Source organism: Streptomyces albiflavescens, assembly GCF_014645835.1.
Taxonomy (GTDB): domain Bacteria; phylum Actinomycetota; class Actinomycetes; order Streptomycetales; family Streptomycetaceae; genus Streptomyces; species Streptomyces albiflavescens.
Genome location: NZ_BMMM01000007.1, coordinates 273,526 through 294,338, shown reverse-complemented (window position 1 = coordinate 294,338; position 20,813 = coordinate 273,526). Strand labels below are relative to the sequence as shown.

The following is a 20,813-nucleotide window of genomic DNA, read 5'->3' as shown; positions in this document are numbered from 1 at the left end:
CGGCTACGGGTGCCGGCGCTGCCTCGGCCGATACGGCGGGAGGCCGCTCTCCGGCGGCGAGTAGGGCGGGACGTCGCGGCCCGGCTGGTAGTGCGGCCCCTGGTGGATGTGCCGCAGGATCATCGTCATGTCCACGGTGACAATCAGCCACAGCACGCCGCACGCGACCGCCCACCCGGGCCGCCCGGCCAGCGCGAACGCGGCCGTCCCGAAGATCGCCCAGATCAGACCCCACAGGCTCAGCCAGAAGCGCAGCCGCAGAGCACTGCGCGCTGTCGTCGGTTCACTGCCCGTACGCATCGGGATCACTACTCCTACTGGGAAACGTACTCTTCGTGGTGCACGTTCACCAAGGGAGAGCGGTCGGACCGACGACCGACGCGGGGAGGCGACGGTGCTGCTGGAGGCACTGCGGGCGGACGCGAGGCTCGCGGAGTGGCTGAGGGACCTGGAGAGCGAGGGCACGCCCCAGGTGGAAGCGGTGCTTCCGGACGTGGACGAGCTGCCCGACGTCCTGCTCGACCTGACCGTGGCCCACGAGCACATCAATGAACTCGTCGCGACGCGCTCCCGGTTGGCGGCGGACCCGGAGGCGATGACGCTCCTCGCGCGCTGCGTCGGACGCTTCGTACGGGACATGGGGGAGATAGGAAAGGGCTGGGAGCCGCCCGCGTTCCCCGCCTCGACGGGTGCGCTCGGGCGCTGCTTCCATGCGTACGTCTTCATCGCGGCGCTTCCGTATGTGCGCGCCTATCACCGGGAGCGCGGCGTCCCGGAGGACGTGTCCCGGCACACCCTCGCCGACCTCGGCCGCCATGTGGCCGTGCACCACAGAAGGATCGGTTCGCCGGGGTTGCTGTTCCCCTGGTGGATCGCCCTGCACTTCCACGGAGAGCTCTTCCAGCTTGGCCGACTGCAGTTCCAGCGGGCGCGACTGGGCCGGCACACCGGTGGGGCCGTCGCGGCGGCCGGCCTGGGACTGGGCCCCGGCGACCCCTGCCTGAGCCTGCACATCACCGACTTCCGCGGCCCCCTGTCACCCACCGCCTGCGACCGGTCGCTCGCGCTGGCACGGGAGTTCTTCGCCCGCCACTACCCCGACGAGCGCTACGAAGTCGCCGTGTGCCACTCCTGGCTGCTCGACCCGCAGCTCAAGCGGTATCTGCCGGCCGAGTCCAACATCATCCGCTTCCAGGACCGCTTCCAGGCCGCGTACGAGGAGAAGACCCCGGACGACGGGGTGCCCGTCGGCTTCGTCTTCGGCGATCCTGAGCTGCCGGTGGACGAGCTGCCCCGGCGCAACAGCGTCGAGCGGGCGGTGGGGGACCATCTGCGCGCCGGCGGGCACTGGTACGGCGGGCAAGGATGGTTCGCTCTGTAGTTCACCACTCGAACGAGTGAATGAGCGCGGGGCGGGAACGGGCTGACGAGGGCCGCCCGTTGGACGGATATGAGGATCGAGAAGCGTCAGGGACACGAAGGAACCGGACCCGGTGCCATCACACCGGACGGCTGCGCGGTCGAGCTCTACGCGCGCCTGCCCATCGGGGAGGAGCCGGACATCATCACCGCGGCGGTGCCCGCGGGCGCGCACATCCTGGAACTGGGCAGCGGGGTCGGACGGATGACCCACCCGCTCCTGGAGCGCGGGTTCACGATCACGGCCGTGGACGAGTCCGCCGAGATGCTGGAGCGGGTCCGCGGAGCGCGCACGATACGCAGTACGGTCGAGGACCTCGACCTGGGCGAGACGTTCGACGTCGTGATGCTCGCGTCGTTCCTCGTGCACACCGGGGACGCCGCGGAGCGCCAGGCGTTCCTGGAGACGTGCACTCGTCATGTGACCGAGGAAGGCTGCGTGTTGATCCAGCGCGAGGGGGCGGACTACCACACGAACGTGCCTCGCGAACGGGTCGACCCCTCCGGATTCACCCTACGGATCGTGTCGGCGGAGCCGGTGGGCGACGGGGTGAACTCCGTCCGCGCGGAGTACGAGTTCCCGGACGCCACCTGGACCCAGACGTTCCGGGCTCGGCCGCTGACGAAGGACGAGTTCGAGGGGGCGCTGGGGGAGGCGGGCCTGCGGGTGGACCAGTATCTGACGGAGGACGGTGTGTGGGTGAGGGCGGTGAAGGGCTGAGCCATTTCCGCGCAGCGCTGGTGTCACGTGTGTGGGCGTCGGCTCGCAGGTTTGCGGCGTCATCCAGCGCGTCCGGCTCCTCCGGCTGAGGGGGCAGCATCCGGCCAGTCCGGCAGGCTTCGGCTGTGGGTGACAGCATCCGGCACGTCCGGCGTTTGAGGACGAGCCCTTCAACGAACGGGGGTCAGGGGGAGGGGAGGGGGAGGGGGGAGAGACCCCGGGCGAAACAAATCCCGTCCCCCACCGATGAGTTCCGCAGGCTCCCCAGGTCTATCTCTGTGAAAGCACCGGCTACCGCTGACACAGGAGACTCCCCATGTCCGAGACCACCGCTCCCCTCACCTCCGTCACCCCCGTCGCGCCCGCCTCCGGCACCCCCCGGGCCCGCCGCGCCCGCATCTCCCTCACGGCCCTGCAGGTCGTCCTCGGTCTCTTCTACGCGATCGCGAGCGCCCTCCCCAAGCTGATCGCGCACCCGTCGGCCGTCGAGGGCTTCGACAAGCTGGGCTGGGGCCACACGGGCATGTACATCATCGGCGCACTCGAACTCGCCGGAGGCCTCGCTCTGCTGGTCCCGCTGCTGGACTCCGTGGCGGCGGTGGCGCTCAGCGCGCTGATGGTCGGCGCGTTCATCGTGAACGTCACCGTCATCCACGGCCCGTACGTGGCGACCCCGCTGATCCTGATTCTGCCGCTCGCCCTGATCGCGTGGGCCCGGCGGAGTCACACCACAGAACTGCTCCGCCTGGTACGCCGACGGGCGTGACGGCCGTGGCCGTAGGTCGTGCACGGCGGAGGGCTCCCCCAGATCCACAGGGGGAGCCCTCGACGTCGTACGGCCTCGGAACCGGCGCCCCAGCGCCCCGGAACCGGCGCCCCAGCGGCCCGGGTGCCTCGAAACCCGGCCGGCCGGACGAACCCCGGCCGGCCTTCAGGAACCGTCGGCGTCGCCCTCCCGGCCGGAGGAGCGGGACGAGCCGGAGGAACCAGAGAAACCGGAGGAGCCGAGGGCAAGCCCCCGCAAGCGCTCCAGCTCACGCCGGTCCCGCTTGGTCGGGCGCCCCGCACCCCGGTCGCGGATGCCCGCGGGGGCGACAGCCTCGCGCGGCGGAGGCGGCGGGCTGTTGTCGACGTAGCACTCGGCGGCGATGGGAGCACCGACCCGTTTGCGGATCACGCGCTTCACGACGACGACCCGTTCCCGGCCATCGTGCCGAAGCCGCACCTCGTCCCCGACGCGCACGGCGTATGCGGGCTTGACGCGCTCGCCGTTCACCCGGACATGACCGCCTCGGCAGGCGGTGGCGCCCATCGAGCGGGTCTTGACGAGACGGACGGACCAGATCCAGCTGTCGACCCGCACACTCTCGCCGCTCGACGGACCCGCGGCCCGGGCCGCGGAGACCGGGTCGGCCGAGCCGCGTGCGCCACTCGTACCGTCCGTGCTGTCCTGCTCGTCGTCCTTGTCGACGTCCGCATCGTCAGAAGCCATGTCTCGACCTTAGTCCTCCGTGGCGGCCGGGCCGCGCGGATTTTCCGCCGCACGGACCACCCCGACGGGCGTGGCCTCCTCCGCCGCGGACATCTCGCTTGGCCTCCTCGGGCCACGCGACTCTCGCCATGCCGATTCTCGCCCCGCTCGCCGACTTCGCGGGCGTCTCCCGTGCCGTCGTCGTCACCGCCTGGCAGTCCGCCAGTGGCTGGACGAACCTCTGGGTCCCCACGACAGCGGTGACCATCGGCGGTGTGACCCTGGCCAAGGTCGGCTACGACAAGTACCTCCGCTTCATCTGGCCGCTCCTTGCGATCCTCCTCCTGCTGATCTGCGGGTTCGTGGCGGCGGGGGCTGTGATGACGTAGTCGTGCCCGTGACGTTCCGGTCGTACGGTGAAGCCATGGACAGCAGGGGCCTCGACGGCGACGGCCCGGACGGCAGGGGCCTGGACGGCGACGGGCCGGACGGCAGGGGCCTGGACGGCGACGGGCCGGACGGCAGGGGCCTGGACGGCGACGGGCCGGACGGCAGGGGCCTGGACGGCGACGGGCCGGACGGCAGGGGCATCGTCGAACTGGACGCGCGGATCACCGGGTGCCGGGCCTGTCCGCGCCTGGTCGCATGGCGCGAGGAGGTGGCTCGCACCAAGCGCGCCGCCTTCGCCGACCAGACGTACTGGGGTCGCCCGGTCCCGGGCTTCGGACCGGCCGACGCCTCGCTGCTCATCGTCGGACTCGCACCCGCCGCGCACGGCGGAAACCGGACCGGGCGGATGTTCACGGGGGACCGGTCCGGAGACGTGCTCTACGCGGCGCTGCACGATGTGGGGCTCGCGTCGCGGGGAACATCGGTGAGCGCGGACGACGGTCTGGAGCTGTACGGCGTACGCGTCACCTCGCCCGTGCACTGTGCTCCACCCGCCAACAAGCCGACGCCCGGGGAGCGGGACACCTGCCGGCCCTGGCTCGTACGGGAGTTGGAGCTGCTGCGGCCCTCGCTGCGGGCGGTGGTGGTGCTCGGGGCCTTCGGTTGGCAGGCCGCGCTGCCCGCGTTCGCCGAGGCGGGATGGACCGTGCCCCGGCCGCGGCCCGCCTTCGCGCATGGAGCCCATGTGTCCCTGGACGGGCTCGAACTCTTCGGGTGCTTCCACGTCAGCCAACGGAACACCTTCACCGGGCGGCTGACCCCCGCCATGCTGCGGGACGTGCTGAGCACGGCGGCCCGGGCGGCGGGGCTGACGACACGACCGTACGAGGGTTAGCCTCGCGCGATGGGCCCCTATCCGGAGATCGAACCGTACGACCACGGAATGCTCGACGTCGGCGACGGCAACCGCGTGTACTGGGAGGTCTGCGGCAACCCGCGCGGCAAGCCCGCGGTGATGCTGCACGGCGGCCCCGGCTCGGGGTGCGGTGCCTGGTACCGGCGGTACTGCGACCCGGAGGCGTACCGCATCGTCCTGCTCGATCAGCGCGGCGCCGGCCGCTCCACGCCCAGCGCGAGCGCGTACGAGACGGACATGAGCGTCCATACGACGGCTCATGTGATCCGGGACCTGGAGCTGCTGCGCGGCCACTTGGGCATCGACCGGTGGTTGGTGTGGGGGGTCTCGTGGGGGTCGGCGCTCGGGCTGCGGTACGCGCAGACGCATCCGGACGCCGTGTCCGAGCTGGTGCTGACCGGGGTGACCACCGGTTCGAACGCCGAAGTCGCCCTGCTGACCCGGGGACTTGGCCAGATCTTCCCCGAGGCCTTCGCGCGGTTCCTCGCCGGGCTGCCCGAGGACGAGCGTGACGGGAACCTCGCGGCTGCGTACAACAGGCTGATCGAGTCGCCCGATCCGCAGGTGCGGGCCCGGGCGGCACGCGCCTGGACCGACTGGGAGACGGCGATCGTCCCCGCGCCGCCGCGGTCGGTGGAGCGCTACGAGGACCCGGCTTTCCGCATGGGCTTCGCCCGCACGGTCACGCACTACTGGGGCAACGACCACTTCCTGGGAGCGGGCAACGACGAGGGCGTCGTCCTGCGCGACGCACCCCTGCTCAAAGGCATCCCCGGCACGCTGGTCCAGGGCAGCCTCGACTTCGGGAATCTGCTGGGCATCGTCTGGCGCCTTCACCATGCCTGGCCCGGCAGCGAGTTGGTCGTCGTCGACGACGTGGGTCACAACGCGGGGGCTCCCGGGGTGGTGGACGCGCTGGTGGCGGCTACGGCCAAGTACGCGGCAAGGAAGGTCTAGTTGCCGTCGATGACAGCAGCACTTTCGTCCCCGAAGAGGTGCCGCACCGTCGAGCGGTAGTTGGCCTGGACGTGCGCGAGCGCGTGCGCGCGGGCCCGCTCCGGGTCACCGGACGCGATGGACTCGTACAACTCACGGTGTTCGGTGAGGAGTTGGGGCCACTCCTCGTTCTGCCGGGTGAGCCAGCGCAGTCGGCCGTCGACCGGTTCCATGACGGAGATCAGCAGGCTGTTGCCCGCCATGGCCAGGATGCGGTCGTGGAAGCGGGTGTTGATGTCGGTGATCGCCTCCGCGTCGTCCGCGCGGGTGGCGGTCGCCGCGTGGTCGAGCAACTCCTGCAGTTCCGCGAGAGCTTTTGCCGTGGCGCGGGACGCGGCGAGTCCGGCCGCGTAGACCTCGAGGGCCTCGCGCAGTTCGAAGAGTTCCTTGACATCGGTCGGAGTCAGACGGCGTACGACGGTCCGACGCGGCGTCTCGAAGAGAACGAACCCCTCGGCGACCAGCGCGCGGATCGCCTCGCGCACCGGAACCCGGGAGACCCCGAAACGCTCGGCCAGCTCGCGCTCCACCAGACGGTCGCCAGGGCCCAGCCGCCCCGCGATGATCTCCTGCCGCAGCGCGGCCAGGACGCGCTCACGCACCGCGCCGAGGGGTTCCCGTTCCGCTCCGAGGGGTTCGATCTTCGTCATGGGGCCATCTTCGCCGACGCGAGGGGTGTTTTACGGAGCCGTAACGGATCGGACATCGGTCAGAACGGTTGACGGGGGGACCATGAGGCAGTTTGGTATACCAAAGATGCCCCGCGCTCCATCAGGCCGCCCCCCGTCCCCTCGCCCATGGAGGCCCCGTGTCCCTCGCCGACAGCGCCGAAGCCACCGGCGCACCAGCCTTCGTCCCCGACCCCCGCCTCACCAACGAAGACCTCGCGCCGGCCGAGAAGCGCAACTGGAAGGTCTTCGACCTCTTCGCCATGTGGATGTCCGACGTCCACAACCTCGGCAACTACACCTTCGCCGCAGGTCTGTTGGTCCTCGGCATGAACGTCTGGCAGATCTTCACGTCGCTGCTCGTCGGCTTCGTGCTCATCTACGGCGGCATGAACCTGATGGGCCGTATCGGACAGCGCACCGGCGTGCCCTTCCCCGTCGTGAGCCGCATCAGCTTCGGCGTCTGGGGCGCCAACATCCCCGCGCTGATCAGGGCGATCATCGCCATCATGTGGTACGGCATCCAGACCTATCTGGCCTCGGTCGCCGTCAACGTCATGCTGCTCGCCGCCTGGCCGGGCCTGGAGTCGTGGACCCACCACTCCTTCCTCGGCCTGGACGCGCTCGGCTGGACGTCCTTCCTCGCGCTGTGGCTGATCCAGGCGATGATCATCAGCCAGGGCATGGAGTCGGTCCGCAAGTTCCAGGACTTCTGCGGTCCGGCCATCTGGCTCGTGATGATCGCGCTGGCCATCTGGGTCCTCGCCAAGGCCGGCTGGAGCATCTCGCTCACCTCGACCCCGCACCCCGTCCCGGTCGGCGAGCAGTGGCGCCAGTGGTTCGGCGCGGTCGGGCTCATCCTCGCCACCTACGGCACGCTGATGCTCAACTTCTGCGACTTCTCGCGGTTCGCGCCCAGCTACAAGACGGTCAAGCGAGGCAACTTCTGGGGCCTGCCCATCAACTCCACGGCCTTCGTGATCGTGTCGGTCATCGTCACGGCGGGCTCCATCGAGGCGTTCGGCGAGGCCATCACCGACCCGGCGCTGCTCGTCGCCAAGGTCGGCAACACCTGGATCCTGGTCCTCGGCGCCCTGACCTTCGCCATCGCCACCATGGGCGTCAACATCGTCGCCAACTTCGTCTCCCCGGCGTACGACCTCGCCAACGTCTGGCCGCAGAAGATCACCTTCAAGGTCGGCGGCATGATCAGCACGGTCGCCGCGCTGGTCGTGACCCCCTGGAACCTCTTCTCCAACCCCACCGTCGTCAACTACTTCCTCGGCGGCCTCGGCGCCTTCCTGGGACCGCTGTTCGGCGTGATCATGCTCGACTACTACTGGGTCAAGCGCGGCCGCGTCGACGTGGAGCAGCTCTTCGACGCCCGGCCGGGATCGCGGTACTACTACCGCAAGGGCGTCAACCCCAAGGCGCTGTGGGCCTTCCTGCCCTCGGCGGCGGTGGCGGCGGTCCTCGCCCTGGTGAAGGACTTCAGCGACGTTGCCCCGTACTCCTGGTTCATCGGGACGGCGCTCGCGGCCGGACTGTACGCGGTGCTGTGCCGCGCGGAGCGCGCCGCCGTGGAACCGGCCCCCGTCCCTGTGGAGGGCTGAGCGTGCGCATCGTCGTCACCAACTGCAATACGACGCAGGAGATGACCGAGGAGATCGTACGAGGTGCCCGGGCCGCCGCAGGCCCGGGCACCACCGTGCTCGGACTCACCCCCGCCTGGGGACCCGAGTCCGCGGAGGGCTGGCTCGACAGCTACCTCTCGGCGGCGGCCGTCCTCGACACCCTGCGGAGGTACCAGGAGCCGTACGACGCCGTGGTCATGGCCGGGTTCGGGGAGCACGGACGCGAGGGAGCGCGCGAGCTGGTCGACGTACCGGTCGTCGACATCACCGAGGCGGCCGCTCATCTCGCGTGCCTGCTCGGCCGCCGGTACGGCGTCGTCACCACCCTGGAGCGGTCGTGCGGTCAGATCGAGGACAGCCTGGAAGCGGCGGGGGTGGGGCGGAACTGCGCCGCGGTCGTCGGCACGGGCCTCGGCGTCCTCGACCTGGGAGACGCCCAGCGCACGGAAGCCGCCTTCCTGCGCGCCGCCGAGCGCGCCCGGGAAGCCGGGGCCGAGGTACTGGTCCTCGGCTGCGCCGGGATGACCGGACTGCAACGCGCGGTGGGGGAGAAGCTGGGTCTGCCCGTCGTCGACGGGGTGGCCGCGGCGGTCAAGCTCGCGGAGTCGCTGGTGTCGCTGGGGCTGACGACGAGTCGGGCGGGGGGATATGCGCGGCCGGTGCCGAAGCGGCGGACGTGGGGGGCGCCGGGGGCGGAGGGCTCACCTCCGGCGGGGTGATCTGGGGGCGACCGGGGTGGTTCGGCCGCCCCTGCGCATCGGGTTCGGGCGGGTGCGGGTGCGGGGGCTCGGGCTAGGCCCCAGCCTCCGTGGCGCGATCGGGGACGACGGCGGTCGCCGTGATCTCCACGAGCTGACCGGTGTAACCGAGGCAGGCCACCCCGATCAGTGTCGACGAGTGCGGGCCGATGCTGAGCCCGGACGCCTCGACGACATCCCAGACCGCGGAGAGCACCGCCGGCTCACTGCCGACGACGTACACGTCCGTCGACACGACGTGCGCCATGTCGCTGCCGACCGCCCGCAGTTGCTCGTCAAGGTTGGCCAGGACCTGCTCGGCCTGCCGTACGGGATCGCCCTCGCCGACGATCTTCCCGTCGGCGTCGAGCGGCACGGACCCGGCGAGGAAGGCGAGCTTCGTTCCGGCCTCGACGACGGACGCGTGGGAGTAGACGGGCGGTGCGAAGAGGCTGGGGACGGTGACGCGCTGGACCTGGACCACAATGACTCCTGATGTTCGACCGACGAGCAACCTTCCGATCATGCGACGCTTGCGAAGGGGCCCGCACCCGATTTTGCCGACGTTGCCGGGCCCGACATCCGGTTACGCGATCTTCCAAGCAACGGCTTCGGAGATTGCCGTGCTGCGGTGCGGCGGCGGAGTGCACCAGGGATGTGCCCAGGACGCACACCGAAACTCGACCGGAGCGAGAGCATCATCAGCTGGCCTGCCCTCTGGGCCCGCTCGCCAGGTGCTGGTTGAGCTGCCGCAGCCTGGCCCACGCCTCGGGATCGGTGCCATCGGGGACTGTCCTGAATTTCGTGTAAGCCCTGGTGTGGCCCGTCTGGCATGAGGTGTCGCCTCTGCCGGGAAGGATCCACCATGGCGATCAAGGACGATGGCCCGCGCGAGAGCGTCGCGAACAGCGTGAGAACGGGTGCGGAGTTGGCGCGAGCGGCCCAGCTGGACCCGGATCTGGTCGAGCAGTTGATCGAGCGGGCCCGCCAGGAAGGGTGAACCTGGTCGGCGAGGGCGGGCTGCTGGCCGGGTTGGTGAAACTGGTGCTGGAGGGCGCGCTGGAGGCGGAGCTGACCGAGCACCTGGGCTACGAGAAGGGCGACAAGGCGGGTGCGGGCTCGGGCAATTCACGCAACGGCACGTCGAAGAAGCGGAGCGGCCGATGAGCTGCGCGGGCTGCTGGACCGGTTGCAGCAGGGATCCGGAGGTCAGACAATCAGCGGGGGCGTGCACCTGGAAGCGCGGGCTGAGGGGAGCAGCCGCATCTACCAGTCGGTCCGTGACCAGCGCATCACCGAGCGATGAGCGGACTGGAGAACTGGGGCTCCGGTGCTCGTGGACGAGCCGAAGCCTGGGGTCGTGCCTCGGAGCATGGGCAGGTGTACCAGTCCGGCGGCGACCAGCATGTGACGCACGTATACCTCACAGTGGAAGACCAGGGGCGAGCAGCCCACGAGGCGCGGGAACGCGCCGACGTTGTGGTCCAGGTGCTGGCGCGTGCGGTAGGGGAATGGGCCGCACGCTGCGAGGAGTTGGAAGAGCAGCGAGGAGGGCGAAGGCCGAGGGGCGGGCCGAGGCTCATGCCGAGTTCTCGAAGAAACCGGAGGACGCCGCGCTGCGCGTCGAGCAGGCCCAGCGGATGATGCGGGAGGCCGAGGGGGAACGGGCGAAGGCCGAGGTCCTGCTGGCCCAGGCACAGCAGGAGCTTGCGCGGCAGCGACGGGCGGAGGAGCGCGAGCGAGCTTCCAGCGTCCCGAGTGAACCCGCGGATGCGGTGCGGGACGAAAGGGAAACGGAGCAGTTCGCTCAGCTCTTGGAGCGGGCGGAAGTGGAGCTCGGTGCCGTACGCGATGAGCTTCGCCAACTGAGCGATGAGATGAAGTCGCACGGGGCGGAGGGGCGAGCGACTGTCCTGGTGGGCGAGACCGTGCGGGGCGACACTGACGAAAAGGCGGGCGGGAATCACGAGGCTGCCTTGTGGGAGCCGGCCGACGGTGGCAAGAGGGACACCCGGATCCCCTCGAACAGTGGTGAGGTGGGTGCGGGCGCGAGCGGGCGTCCAGTTGTGGGAAGCGGCCCCGCGCAGAGCCGCCCCGCGCGGCCCCGGAAGCCGCTAAGCCCGCAGGGCCGGGCCATGGCGTTCGTGACCTTTCTTGCCGTGGGACTTCCGCTGCCGATCGCGGGATCCGCTCTTCACACCATGTATTCGGCCAATCCGGGGCCGGCGGTCGTGTGGGGGCTCGCCTTTGACCTCGGAGTGGTGGTGGCCAGTGTGGTGGTCGCCGGTCTGATCTACCTCGGGCTGGGGCTGACGCTCGACTGGACGGGGGATGGCATGCTCGTGGGCTGCATTGTGCATGTCATTGCAGGAAGCGGGCTCTTCATCACCGGCATCGTCATGGATCCGGATACCGTGCCTCTGCTGACCCAGGTGGGCCGTCCTGTGGTGGAGTATCTCGGCCCCCTGTGACCGAGCCGCCGAACGGGCTCGCCGGTGTACTCGAACTCTTGACTGCGGCGGTTCACCTACGAGGAACCAGACATTCCGAGATCAAGAACCTGCCATATGGGAACGCACCGTTCGAATTGGATCTCTTGACTCGCAGGGCTGACCACGACCAGTCAGCTCATGATCAGGGGGTCTCATGCGCATCGCGCACCACAGATACGTCGTCGTCGCGGCCACAGCGGCGGCGATTCTCGCACTCGCCGACATACCGGCCGGCGCCCAGCCCGCTTCCGCCTCCGCTGCCGAGCCGTCGTCGGCGAGCACCGACACCACGGAGCTGGCTGGGGTCGCCGAGGGCTACTTGCAACAGCGGGCCGACATGCTGACGACGTCTCCGCACCCGGCCAGGGCCGCGATCGTCCGGGTCAAGGCCACGCGTTCCATGGCGGCCGAGGCGCAGGACGATCTCGCCGCACTCGCGGAGAAGGGCAAGCGGTACAAGGAAGTCGACGGCGGCTACACGCAGGCGCAAGTCGACGTGAAGGTCGACGACACGACCGTCACCGGTGACACGGCGACGCTTCAGCTCACGGAACACACGCGCCTCCGCCTCCCGTTCACGCCGCAGGAGGTCGAAGAAGGGGCGCCGGAGTACGAGGAGCTGTCGCTCCCGCACACGGTGAAGTTCACTCAAGGCGCCGACGGTGCGTGGCTGTTGGCGTCGGACAGGGCCGACACCGGGGGCGGTCCGACGCCGACGACACAGGTGTCGGACGCGGACGCCGACACCACTGCCGACAACGGGGGCGGCACACCGGACGAGGACGAGGGTGGCAAGGAGGACGCGTCCGACACCACCCCGCTGCCCGACAGCACGGTCGACTTCGTCAAGCCGGCGGTCTCGGCCGCGTACAACTACAACAAGATGGTGGCCTACGCCGACAGGTACTGGGACCACCACAACGGCGCGTACCGCACCTACGGCAACGACTGCACGAACTTCATCTCCCAGGCGATGCTGGCCGGGGGGTGGGGTCCCAAGGGCGGCGCCCTCATTCAGCGGACGAGCAACAAGTACTGGTTCTACGGGCCGTCGACGGTCTTCACCAGCTACACCTGGGCGGGCGCCGAGAACTGGTACTGGTTCGCGAAGAAGCACGCGAAGAGGACCAAGATCCTGGGCAACGTATGGCAGTTGGCCAAGTCGGACGTGCTCCAGGCGGACTGGACCCGCAACAACAACATCGACCACTCGATGATCGTCACGAAGAAGTACCAGGGCACTCCGTACCTGACCTACCACACCGGTGACACCCACAACAAAAGCCTCCGCAAGCTCCTGTCCGACCACCCTCGTGCCTGGTGGTACGCACACCGCACCTGACAGGCTGCTGCCCCCACAGGAGAACCCGCAGATGAACAAGGAGCGCGCTGTGGAACGTCGACGACTCTTGGCCGTGCTGGCCGCCTTGGCCGTCGCAACCGGCTGCTCGTCCCATGACGACAAGGCCGAACCCTCCAGCTCGGCATCCTCCGACGGGGCACGCCAGGCCGTCGAAGCCTACGTGGACGCTCTCAACTACCGCAGCGCCACCGGGCTGATCGAAGTCGGCGGCGTCAAGGACGAGAGCTGGTCGAGGAAGGAGGCCGCGCAGATCCTCGCGGACAGAGGCGGGCGGGGGTGGAAGATCAAGAACGTCCAGATCGACCACGACATGGGCCCGGACACCGGATCGGCTCGCCTCGTTGCGGAGGACAAGGCGGGCAAGCCGTTGCGGGACACCTTCACCGTGACGCGGGACAAGGGTGCGTGGCACCTGGCCGTCTTCACCCATCAGCCGACCGGGAAGGGCAAGCAGTCCTCCTCGACCGACAAGCCCGGCTCGTGACCCTCCGGGACGACGCCTCCGCCCACCGACGATGCACCTCGACGGCGGGCGGAGGTGTGTCCGGACCCACTCACGTTCCGATGTGCGTGCTCCGCGCCGGGGAGGGGCCGGGAGCTGGGGCGGGCTGAAGTGCTCCACCGCCCTTCAGTATCCCGCGACTTCAGTACGCCGCCGGTGCTCCGACGACATCAGCCCCCTGAGCCACGTGCATCCCACCACCGAAGTGATCCAAATCTACTGTCAGGACAGACGGTCGCTCCCCGGCATCGTGCCGACGCAGGCGAGGCGGAAGGCCTTCCGCTCGGGTACCAGCCGGAAGTACAGCCGTCCCTTGCCCGGTGTCATGCGGCCGTGCCAGGAGAAGCACGCGTCCTGGCCGGCGAGGTCCGGGTCCGGAAAGGTGCATAAGTGGCGCCGGGTCTGCGCCTCGGGGGTGATGTGCGCGTTCTGCCAGTCGGGTTCGGGTGAGCGGTCGAGATGCCAGTGGTCGGCGGCCGTGGACTGCAGGTCGGCGAGGAGGTCGCGGACGGACCGGAACCACTTCGGGTCGAGGGCGCGCAGGTCGCGGTCGAACCGGGGCAGGCGCTCCAGTGCAGGGAAGAACTCGTCCCAGGAGTTCAGGAGCTGGGCCGGGCTGGTCAGTCGGCTGAGCCCGGTGCCGCGCGCCCACGCCTCGTGCTCGTCGGCCTCGTCCGGTGTCGTATCTGCTGTTCCTCGAGAAGCAGCTCACCGATCTCCACACGTTCGTGAGGAAGTTGCCCGTTCTCGACGCCTCCGAGTCCTGGGTGCAGGACCCGTCCACCGATGCCTGGAAGACCGAGCCCGTGCGGACGCTCCGTACGAAGAAGGTGCCTCGCAATCACGTGAAGGCCGAGGCCACCGAGAAGCATCCGGCTCAGGTCGAGGTGTACTACGAGGACATTCCGGTCGGGTATTGGACGACGGTGAAGTTCTCGGGGGCTCTGCCCGCCCGCCGCGTGAACGAACTCCTCGATCGTGTCGAGAAGTTGCAGCAGGCCGTGAAGTTCGCGCGGGAAGAGGCGAATGGCGTCGACGTCGTCGACCAGAGGGTCGGTGACGCCGTGTTCGGCTACCTGTTCGGGTAGCCTTGAAGACTCCCCGGCCACCACGCAAGACGGCCGGGGTGCGCGAGGAGCGCAAGCTGAAGCTGAAGCTTGTCGTGACTGAGCGGTTCCAGTGGAGGTTCGACTCCTCCCCGCGGCATTCATCCCGTGCCGCGGTAGCCCAACCGGCAGAGGCAGACCGCGATCAATCTCAGACTCTTGCTCCAGACTCAGTATTCGCCGCCGATCGCCGGATCGACCTGGCCCAGGCCCCGGTGCGCCGAAATGCTGGTTCAAGTCCAGTCCGCGCAGCTCGATGGCCCGCTCCGCGTTCAGTGACGATCACGGGTCGTCCTGGCCGACCGACCACCCTCGATTACGCACCTCGCGATTGCGTTCCACTCGATTGTGTTCCTCTCGATTGCGTTCATAAAGAACGCGGCTTCCTCGTGAAGTGTCACATCGCGGAAACGTGCCCGTTCCGTTTCCTCCAGCAACTCGATCTACCGTAGACATCACAGCAGCCCGGCCGACGTCGCCCGAAGGCACCCCGCCCGCCCTCGTCCGACAGGAGCCCCGTGCGCCCCGTGTCACTCCCCAGCGTCGCCGTACCGCCCTGGCTCGCCCATGCCCTGCGCGCGCAGCGCGGCCCTGTGCCCTGGAGTGCGGTGGTCCGGGGAGCGCTGGCCGCCGGGCCGCTGCTCCTCGTGGCCGTCCTCGCCGGGCGGACCTCCCTCGGGGTAGTCGCCGCGCTCGGTGCCATGCTCGCCGGGATCAACGACCGGCCGGGGAGCCGGCGGGCCGCCGTCAGGAGGCTGGGGGTGCCCGCCCTCGCCGGGGCCGGTGGGCTGCTCGTCGGGTCGTATGCCGGGCAGCATGTCCATGCTGTGGTGCTCACCCTCCTCCTCACCGGACTCGGGCTCGTCGCCGGAGCCGTCAGCGCCGTCGGGCCCGTCGCCTCCGGGGCCGGGACGCAGGTGCTGGTCGCCTCGGCCATCGGGGCCGGGATGCCGCTTCCCGAGCCGAGCTGGCAGCGTGCGGTCTTCTTTCTCTCGGGGGCGAGCTGGCTCCTCGCGCTGCGGCTCGCGCTGCCGACGACCGGTGTCACCGCCGGGGACTATCGGTTCGACGGGGAGCGGGACGCCGTGACCGCCGTTTACGACGCCATCGCCGATCTGCTGGACTCCGCCGGCGGCCCCCATGCCACCGCCCGGCGCGTCGCGCTGACCGCCGCGCTCGATCACGCGCAGGACGCGCTCACCGGGCCCCGGCTGCGGCGGTACGCCAGTTCCGCGGCCGAGCGGCGGCTGCACGCGCAGTACGCCGCCGCGTTGCCGCTCGCTGAGGCCGCGACGGCGCTGGCCTGGGCGGGCGAGGCGGTGTCCGCTCGGGCGGCGGAAGGACCGCGGCGGCTGGCCGTCGCCGTCCGCACCGGCACCCACACGGGGCCGGTGCCCGCGCCGACCCGGTCCGCCCCCGCGCTGCGCGCCCTCGACGACGCGCTGTTGCACGCGGCCGACGCCTTCGACCGAGGCGGCGCCTCGGACGCCCTGCACACCCGGCGCCGTACCGCCGCATCCCTCGTACGCACCGCGCTCGGTTCCGGAGGCCGCGAGTACGGGCTTCGAGTCGCGCTCTGCTTCGGCGCCAGCGCGGCTGTGGCGCAGGCCCTGCATCAGGCCCGCTGGTACGGGAACCACTCGCACTGGTACTGGCTCCCCGCCACCGCCGTCTTTCTCGTCAAGCCCGATCTCGGGCCGCTCGCCTCGCGCGTGCTGTGCCGGGCGGCGGGGACCGTGCTCGGCGCGGTCGTCTTCGCGGGGCTCGCCGCGCTGCTGCCGCGGCCGGAAGGACTCGTCGCCCTGGTGGCGATCAGCGGCGCCCTGATTCCCGTCGCCATGCGGCACTTCGCCGCGCAGACCGCCGTCGTCACCGTCCTCGTGCTCGCGCTCGTCATGGTGGGAGGGGAGCCGCAGGCCTCCTGGAGCCGGATCGGCGAGACGTTGCTGGCCTGCGCGATCGTGCTGCTCGTGGGGCATCTGCCGGCGCTTGGGCAGCGTGGGGGGACGGTGCGGGCGCGGCTCGTGCGCGCCACGGAGGCGGCGGACGCCTATCTCGCGCATGTGCTGAGCGACCGCACGACGGTCGATGGTGGGACGGACGCCCGTACGACGGCCGACGGTGGGACGGGCGCCCGTACGACGGTCGACGGTGGGACGGGCGCCCGTACGACGGTCGACGGTGGGACGGAAGCCTGTACGACGGTCGATGGTGGGACGGACGACGGTACAACGGTCGATGGTGGGACGGACGACGGTACAACGGTCGATGGTGGGACGGACGCCCGTACGCCGGCCGACGGTCGGACGGACGGTCGGACGGACGCCCGCACGTTGGCCGACGGTCGGACGGACGCCCGTGCGAAGGACGACCGGGTCGGCCGGTGGATCCTGCGGCGCGAGGCCTATCGGGCGCTGGCCGAGGCCCGCGCCGCGATCGACCTCGCCGCCGCCGAACTCCCCGCCCTGGCACGGCATGCCGAGGGCGCGTGCGAGGTCGCGGCCACCCTCGAACGGCTCGTGGACACGACCACGGCGTGCGCCGTCCAGCTCGACGACACCGGGCGGCTCACACCTCACCACACCGAGCGGATCGCCGAACTCCTCGACGAGCTGGGCGAACGCCGGGACCGGGCAGGGCTGTTGATACCCAAGCCGCTCCAGCTCCCCACTGCCGTCTGACCCGCACCAGAGCTCGCCCGCACCAGAGCTCGCCCGCACCAAGAAGCTACGGCTGCACCCGCACCCACACCGGCGCATGGTCCGACCCCGCCGCCCCGCGCCGCTCTCCCGGATCCGCGCCGACCGACGGGAGCGTGGGCTGCTCCGTGCCGGGCAGCCCCGTACCCGCGGCGGTGACGCGGTGGACCAGGCGATGGCTGACGAGGATGTGGTCGATCAGCTCCCGGCGACCGGAGTTCACCCGCGAATACCGCTGTTCGGCGGGGATCAGCGGGGCCACGTCCCACAGGCGCGTCGCGTCGCCCGAGTCGGGACGGTCGTACCCGGGCGTCCCGATCTCGGAGCCGGGCGGCCCGAGGAGGATCTGGGTGGTCGCGGCCTGCACCTCGTCGTTGAGGTCGCCGAGCACCGCCACGTCACGGGTGCGGCCCTCGCCGGCCAGGAGGTTGTCGGCCAGCGCGCGCAGCGCCGTGGCCTCCGCGGCCCGCCGGTAGAGGGCGTACGCGCCGTAGCGGGCCCGCTCGCCCTCGTCGCGCGGCTGGAAGCGTCCGCCGGGGTACGACAGCAGCTTCGACTTGAGGTGGCAGACGGCCACCTGGAGAGTCAGGGCCCGGGTGGATATCTCCACGGCCAGGAGGCCGCGGCCCGCGTGCGACACGGTGCTCCCGGTGTCGTCGGCCTGCACGGGGCGCAGCAGCTCGGGGAAGACGTTGGTGTCGGCGAGTATCCGCGGCACCACTCGGCTGAGGAAGCCGACCCTGATCCCGCGGTCGTCCGGATGACCGGAGAGCGTGACCTGCCACTCGCCGTCCAGCATTCCGGCCAGGTCCGCGAGCGCGTCCGGGTCCCCGACCTCCTGCACGCCCAGCAGCGTAGGGTCGAGTTCCGTGATGACGGCGGCCAGGGCGGCGAGCTTCGTCTCGTAGGCGGCCTTGTCCTTGGGTCCGAAGGGGCCGCCGGGCCGGTACAGGTTCTCCAGGTTCCAGGTGCCGAGGAGCATGCCGGCTCCTTCCAGAAGGCGGGTCGGTGACGTCAGAAGGCACGCTTCGTGATGCCCAGGGTGCTCGCGCGAACGGCCCGGCGACAGGGCTGGGACGGGATGCGCGGTTCACCTCCCCCGGCGTCACGACACCGTCGTACGGTGACGCAATGACGCAGTCTCCCGCTGATCTCATCATCACCGGATGCACCGCCCTCGTACACGACGAGCATGAGGAGATCGGGTTCGTCGAGGACGCCTCGATCGTCGTACGAGGCGGGGTCATCGAGGCGATCACCGACGACGTACGGGACCTGGACGCCGTCGAGCGCATCGACGCCCGCGGTCAGGTGGCGATGCCCGGACTGATCAACTGCCACACCCACGCGGCGATGGTCGCCCTGCGCGGCATCGCCGAGGACCTGCCCGCCGAGGAGTGGTTCAACGACTTCATCTGGCCCATCGAGTCCAACCTCAAGGAAAAGGACGTGGAGTTGGGTGCGCGGCTCGCCTGCGCCGAGATGATCCGCGGTGGCGTCACCTGCTTCGCCGACCACTACTTCTCCATGGACACCGTCGCCGCCGTGACGGCCGAGAGCGGGCTGCGCGCGCACCTGGGGGAGGCCTTCTTCTCCTCGCAGGGCGCCGAAGGGCTGGAGAAGTCACTGGAGTTCGCGTTGCGGAACCGGGGCGGTGCGAACGGGCGCATCACCACCGCACTCGCCCCGCACGCCCCGTACACCGTGGACGACGCCGACCTGTCCGCGACCGCCGAGCTCGCCCGCGAGCACGGACTTCCCGTGCACCTCCACGCCTCGGAGAGCCGCGACCAGACCGACAACAGCCTTGCGCGCCATGGGCGTACGCCGATCGAGATCCTGGAGCGCACCGGGCTCCTCGACACGGAGATCCTCATCGCGCACGGCACCGGCATCATCGACCGCGACCTGCCCGTGCTGGAAGGCGCGACGGGACAGGTGGCGGTCGCGACCGCACCGCGCGGGTACTTGAAGTTCGCCTGGGGCCCGACACCGGTGCGGGCCCTGCGCGGGATCGGCGTCCCCGTCGGGCTCGCCACGGACGGAGCCGCCTCCAACAACTCCCTGGACGTGTGGGAGTCCATGGCGCTCACCTCCCTCGTGCAGAAGTCGGCCGAGGGCGACCCACGGTGGCTGACGTCCCGTCAAGCCCTGCACCACGCGACACTCCAGAGCGCCAGGGCGGTCGGCCTGGGCGAGCGGATCGGCAGTCTCGCGCCGGGGCGGCGAGCAGACATCATCCTGGTCGACCTCACCGGCCCGCACACCCAGCCGGTGCACGACCTCGCCGCCACGCTCGTGCACAGCGCCCGCGCCGGCGACGTACGGACGACGATCGTCGACGGCCGGGTGCTGATGCGGGACCGGCGACTGCTGACCATCGATCTGCCTTCCACTGTGGGGGAGTTGGGGGAGCGGCTTCCCTCGCTCGTCGATCGGAGCCACGGCGGGCGGATCCAGGAGTACGACACATGATCGACCGTGCCTAGGGTGGAGACCATGGACCCCGCCGAAGGCCTCATCGACGACCCGTACGCCGTCTACGCACGCCTGCGCGACACCGCGCCCGTGCATCGCGTCGCCGGACCCGACGGCAGCCCCGCCTGGCTGGTCACGCGGTACGACGATGTGCGCGAGGCCCTGGCGAACCCGCTGCTCTCGCTCGACAAGAGGCATGCGTTGCCCGGGAGTTACCAGGGCTTCGCCCTCCCGCCGGCCCTCGACGCCAATCTGCTGAACATGGATCCACCCGACCACACCCGCATCCGGCGGCTGGTCGGGCGGGCCTTCACACCGCGTCGCATCGAGCAACTGCGGGCGCCCGTCCGGGAGACCGCCGGCCGGCTTCTCGACGCACTCGGCCCGCACGGCCGTACGGATCTGATCGCCTCGTACGCCGCGCCCCTGCCGATCACGGTCATCGGCGACCTGCTCGGCGTTCCGGACGAACACCGGCGGGACTTCCGAGCTTGGACGGACGCGCTCGTCGCACCCGACCCGGCCCGCCCCGGGGCCGCGAAGGAGGCGATCGTGGCGATGCTCGGGTTCTTCACCGGGCTCCTCGCGGCCAAGCGCAAGAAGCCCGCGGACGATCTGCTGTCCGACCTGATCGCGGTGCGCGACGCGGATGACCGGCTCACCGAGGACGAGTTGATGTCGCTCGCCTTCCTCATCCTCTTCGCGGGGTACGAGAACACGGTGCAGCTCATCGGGAACGCCGTCCTGGGGCTGCTCACCCACCCCGGTCGGTCGGTCGATCCTGACCAACTCCCGTCTGCCATAGAAGAGTTCGCCCGCTTCGACGGTCCCGCCCTGCTCGCCATCCGGCGCTTCCCGACAGCGGACGTGACCATCGGCGGGGTCGCCGTGCCCGCGGGCGAGACCGTCCTGCTGTCCCTCGCCGCCGCCAACCGCGACCCACGCCGCTTCCCCGACCCCGACCGCCTCGACCTCGGCCGCGACACCTCCGGGCATCTCGCGCTCGGCCACGGCATCCACTACTGCCTGGGCGCTCCGCTGGCCCGCCTGGAGATGGAGATCGCCCTGTCCGCGCTCCTGGAACGCCTCCCGGACCTCGCGCTCGACGGGGACCCGGCCGAGCTGCGGTGGCGGCCCTCCCTGCGCGCCCGCGGCCTGCTCGCGCTTCCGGTGACGTACTGAGAAATATCTCGGCGATACGCCGATGAGTTCTGCTTCTGC

General features: G+C 70.4%; 19 protein-coding genes and 3 pseudogenes. 17 read left to right on the top strand and 5 right to left on the bottom strand.

Annotation, left to right across the window (positions count from 1 at the left end):
- Positions 1-3 precede the first annotated feature (3 nt).
- On the bottom strand, positions 4-300 hold the full coding sequence (locus tag IEY95_RS49160; protein ID WP_229703197.1) for a DUF6343 family protein: 297 nt from the start codon (positions 298-300) through the stop codon (positions 4-6).
- A 94-nt stretch (positions 301-394) separates the two neighbouring features.
- Between IEY95_RS49160 and IEY95_RS21150 the strand changes: the two genes are divergently transcribed.
- The 3 genes from IEY95_RS21150 to IEY95_RS21140 all read left to right on the top strand — a co-directional run bounded on the left by IEY95_RS21150 (position 395) and on the right by IEY95_RS21140 (position 2,906).
- Complete coding sequence (locus IEY95_RS21150; RefSeq protein WP_229703195.1) at positions 395-1,381, top strand: acyltransferase domain-containing protein; 987 nt, start codon at positions 395-397, stop codon at positions 1,379-1,381.
- A gap of 69 nt (positions 1,382-1,450) precedes the next feature.
- The gene (locus tag IEY95_RS21145) at positions 1,451-2,140 is read left to right on the top strand and encodes a class I SAM-dependent methyltransferase (protein WP_189187635.1); all 690 of its coding nucleotides are present in this window, start codon (positions 1,451-1,453) and stop codon (positions 2,138-2,140) included.
- 316 nt (positions 2,141-2,456) lie between these two features.
- Positions 2,457-2,906 (top strand): DoxX family protein, encoded by a 450-nt coding sequence (locus IEY95_RS21140; protein ID WP_189187634.1) that lies wholly within the window; start codon positions 2,457-2,459, stop codon positions 2,904-2,906.
- Between the two features lie 165 nt (positions 2,907-3,071).
- On the opposite strand, the gene IEY95_RS21135 is transcribed toward IEY95_RS21140, so the two are convergent.
- On the bottom strand, positions 3,072-3,632 hold the full coding sequence (locus tag IEY95_RS21135; protein ID WP_189187633.1) for an RNA-binding S4 domain-containing protein: 561 nt from the start codon (positions 3,630-3,632) through the stop codon (positions 3,072-3,074).
- A 101-nt stretch (positions 3,633-3,733) separates the two neighbouring features.
- Here IEY95_RS21135 and IEY95_RS21130 point away from each other — a divergent pair.
- The 3 genes and pseudogenes from IEY95_RS21130 to pip form a co-directional block, all read left to right on the top strand.
- Positions 3,734-4,000: pseudogene (locus IEY95_RS21130) on the top strand (YfcC family protein); the annotation flags it as partial.
- A gap of 140 nt (positions 4,001-4,140) precedes the next feature.
- Positions 4,141-4,896, top strand: coding sequence for a uracil-DNA glycosylase (locus tag IEY95_RS21125; RefSeq protein WP_373294506.1), 756 nt, complete (start codon positions 4,141-4,143; stop codon positions 4,894-4,896).
- A gap of 9 nt (positions 4,897-4,905) precedes the next feature.
- On the top strand, positions 4,906-5,874 hold the full coding sequence (gene pip, locus IEY95_RS21120; RefSeq protein ID WP_189187631.1) for a prolyl aminopeptidase: 969 nt from the start codon (positions 4,906-4,908) through the stop codon (positions 5,872-5,874).
- On the opposite strand, the gene IEY95_RS21115 is transcribed toward pip, so the two are convergent.
- Positions 5,871-6,563, bottom strand: coding sequence for a GntR family transcriptional regulator (locus IEY95_RS21115; RefSeq protein WP_189187630.1), 693 nt, complete (start codon positions 6,561-6,563; stop codon positions 5,871-5,873). The two genes, pip and IEY95_RS21115, sit on opposite strands and share 4 nt — an antisense overlap.
- Positions 6,564-6,721: 158 nt before the next feature.
- Between IEY95_RS21115 and IEY95_RS21110 the strand changes: the two genes are divergently transcribed.
- Together IEY95_RS21110 and IEY95_RS21105 are read left to right on the top strand one after the other, a co-directional pair.
- Positions 6,722-8,194, top strand: coding sequence for an NCS1 family nucleobase:cation symporter-1 (locus IEY95_RS21110; RefSeq protein WP_189187629.1), 1,473 nt, complete (start codon positions 6,722-6,724; stop codon positions 8,192-8,194).
- Between the two features lie 2 nt (positions 8,195-8,196).
- Complete coding sequence (locus tag IEY95_RS21105) at positions 8,197-8,934, top strand: aspartate/glutamate racemase family protein (RefSeq protein ID WP_189187628.1); 738 nt, start codon at positions 8,197-8,199, stop codon at positions 8,932-8,934.
- A gap of 73 nt (positions 8,935-9,007) precedes the next feature.
- Here the strand turns inward: IEY95_RS21105 and IEY95_RS21100 are convergent, their stop codons facing one another.
- The gene (locus tag IEY95_RS21100) at positions 9,008-9,478 is read right to left on the bottom strand and encodes a RidA family protein (RefSeq protein WP_189187627.1); all 471 of its coding nucleotides are present in this window, start codon (positions 9,476-9,478) and stop codon (positions 9,008-9,010) included.
- 339 nt (positions 9,479-9,817) lie between these two features.
- Between IEY95_RS21100 and IEY95_RS49155 the strand changes: the two genes are divergently transcribed.
- The 7 genes and pseudogenes from IEY95_RS49155 to IEY95_RS21070 all read left to right on the top strand — a co-directional run bounded on the left by IEY95_RS49155 (position 9,818) and on the right by IEY95_RS21070 (position 17,096).
- Positions 9,818-9,952, top strand: a complete 135-nt coding sequence (locus IEY95_RS49155) for a lipocalin family protein (protein ID WP_229703191.1) — start codon at positions 9,818-9,820, stop codon at positions 9,950-9,952.
- Positions 9,943-10,104, top strand: a pseudogene (locus tag IEY95_RS21095) (transposase); the annotation flags it as partial. The gene IEY95_RS49155 and the pseudogene IEY95_RS21095, both read left to right, overlap by 10 nt.
- 359 nt (positions 10,105-10,463) lie before the next feature.
- A complete protein-coding gene (locus tag IEY95_RS21090) occupies positions 10,464-11,423 on the top strand; it encodes a hypothetical protein (protein WP_189187626.1) in 960 nt (319 codons plus the stop codon).
- Between the two features lie 175 nt (positions 11,424-11,598).
- The gene (locus IEY95_RS21085) at positions 11,599-12,786 is read left to right on the top strand and encodes an amidase domain-containing protein (protein ID WP_189187625.1); all 1,188 of its coding nucleotides are present in this window, start codon (positions 11,599-11,601) and stop codon (positions 12,784-12,786) included.
- Positions 12,787-12,835: 49 nt separating this feature from the next.
- A complete protein-coding gene (locus IEY95_RS21080; protein WP_189187624.1) occupies positions 12,836-13,291 on the top strand; it encodes a hypothetical protein in 456 nt (151 codons plus the stop codon).
- A 692-nt stretch (positions 13,292-13,983) separates the two neighbouring features.
- A pseudogene (locus IEY95_RS21075) lies at positions 13,984-14,397 on the top strand (DUF7873 family protein); the annotation flags it as partial.
- Positions 14,398-14,942: 545 nt separating this feature from the next.
- Positions 14,943-17,096, top strand: a complete 2,154-nt coding sequence (locus IEY95_RS21070; protein ID WP_229703189.1) for an FUSC family protein — start codon at positions 14,943-14,945, stop codon at positions 17,094-17,096.
- A 46-nt stretch (positions 17,097-17,142) separates the two neighbouring features.
- On the opposite strand, the gene IEY95_RS21065 is transcribed toward IEY95_RS21070, so the two are convergent.
- On the bottom strand, positions 17,143-18,096 hold the full coding sequence (locus IEY95_RS21065) for an endonuclease/exonuclease/phosphatase family protein (protein ID WP_189187623.1): 954 nt from the start codon (positions 18,094-18,096) through the stop codon (positions 17,143-17,145).
- Between the two features lie 149 nt (positions 18,097-18,245).
- Between IEY95_RS21065 and IEY95_RS21060 the strand changes: the two genes are divergently transcribed.
- On the top strand, positions 18,246-19,589 hold the full coding sequence (locus IEY95_RS21060) for an amidohydrolase (protein ID WP_189187622.1): 1,344 nt from the start codon (positions 18,246-18,248) through the stop codon (positions 19,587-19,589).
- Between the two features lie 24 nt (positions 19,590-19,613).
- Entirely contained in the window at positions 19,614-20,774 is a 1,161-nt protein-coding gene (locus IEY95_RS21055) for a cytochrome P450 family protein (protein WP_189187621.1), read from the top strand.
- The last annotated feature ends 39 nt before the right edge of the window (positions 20,775-20,813 follow it).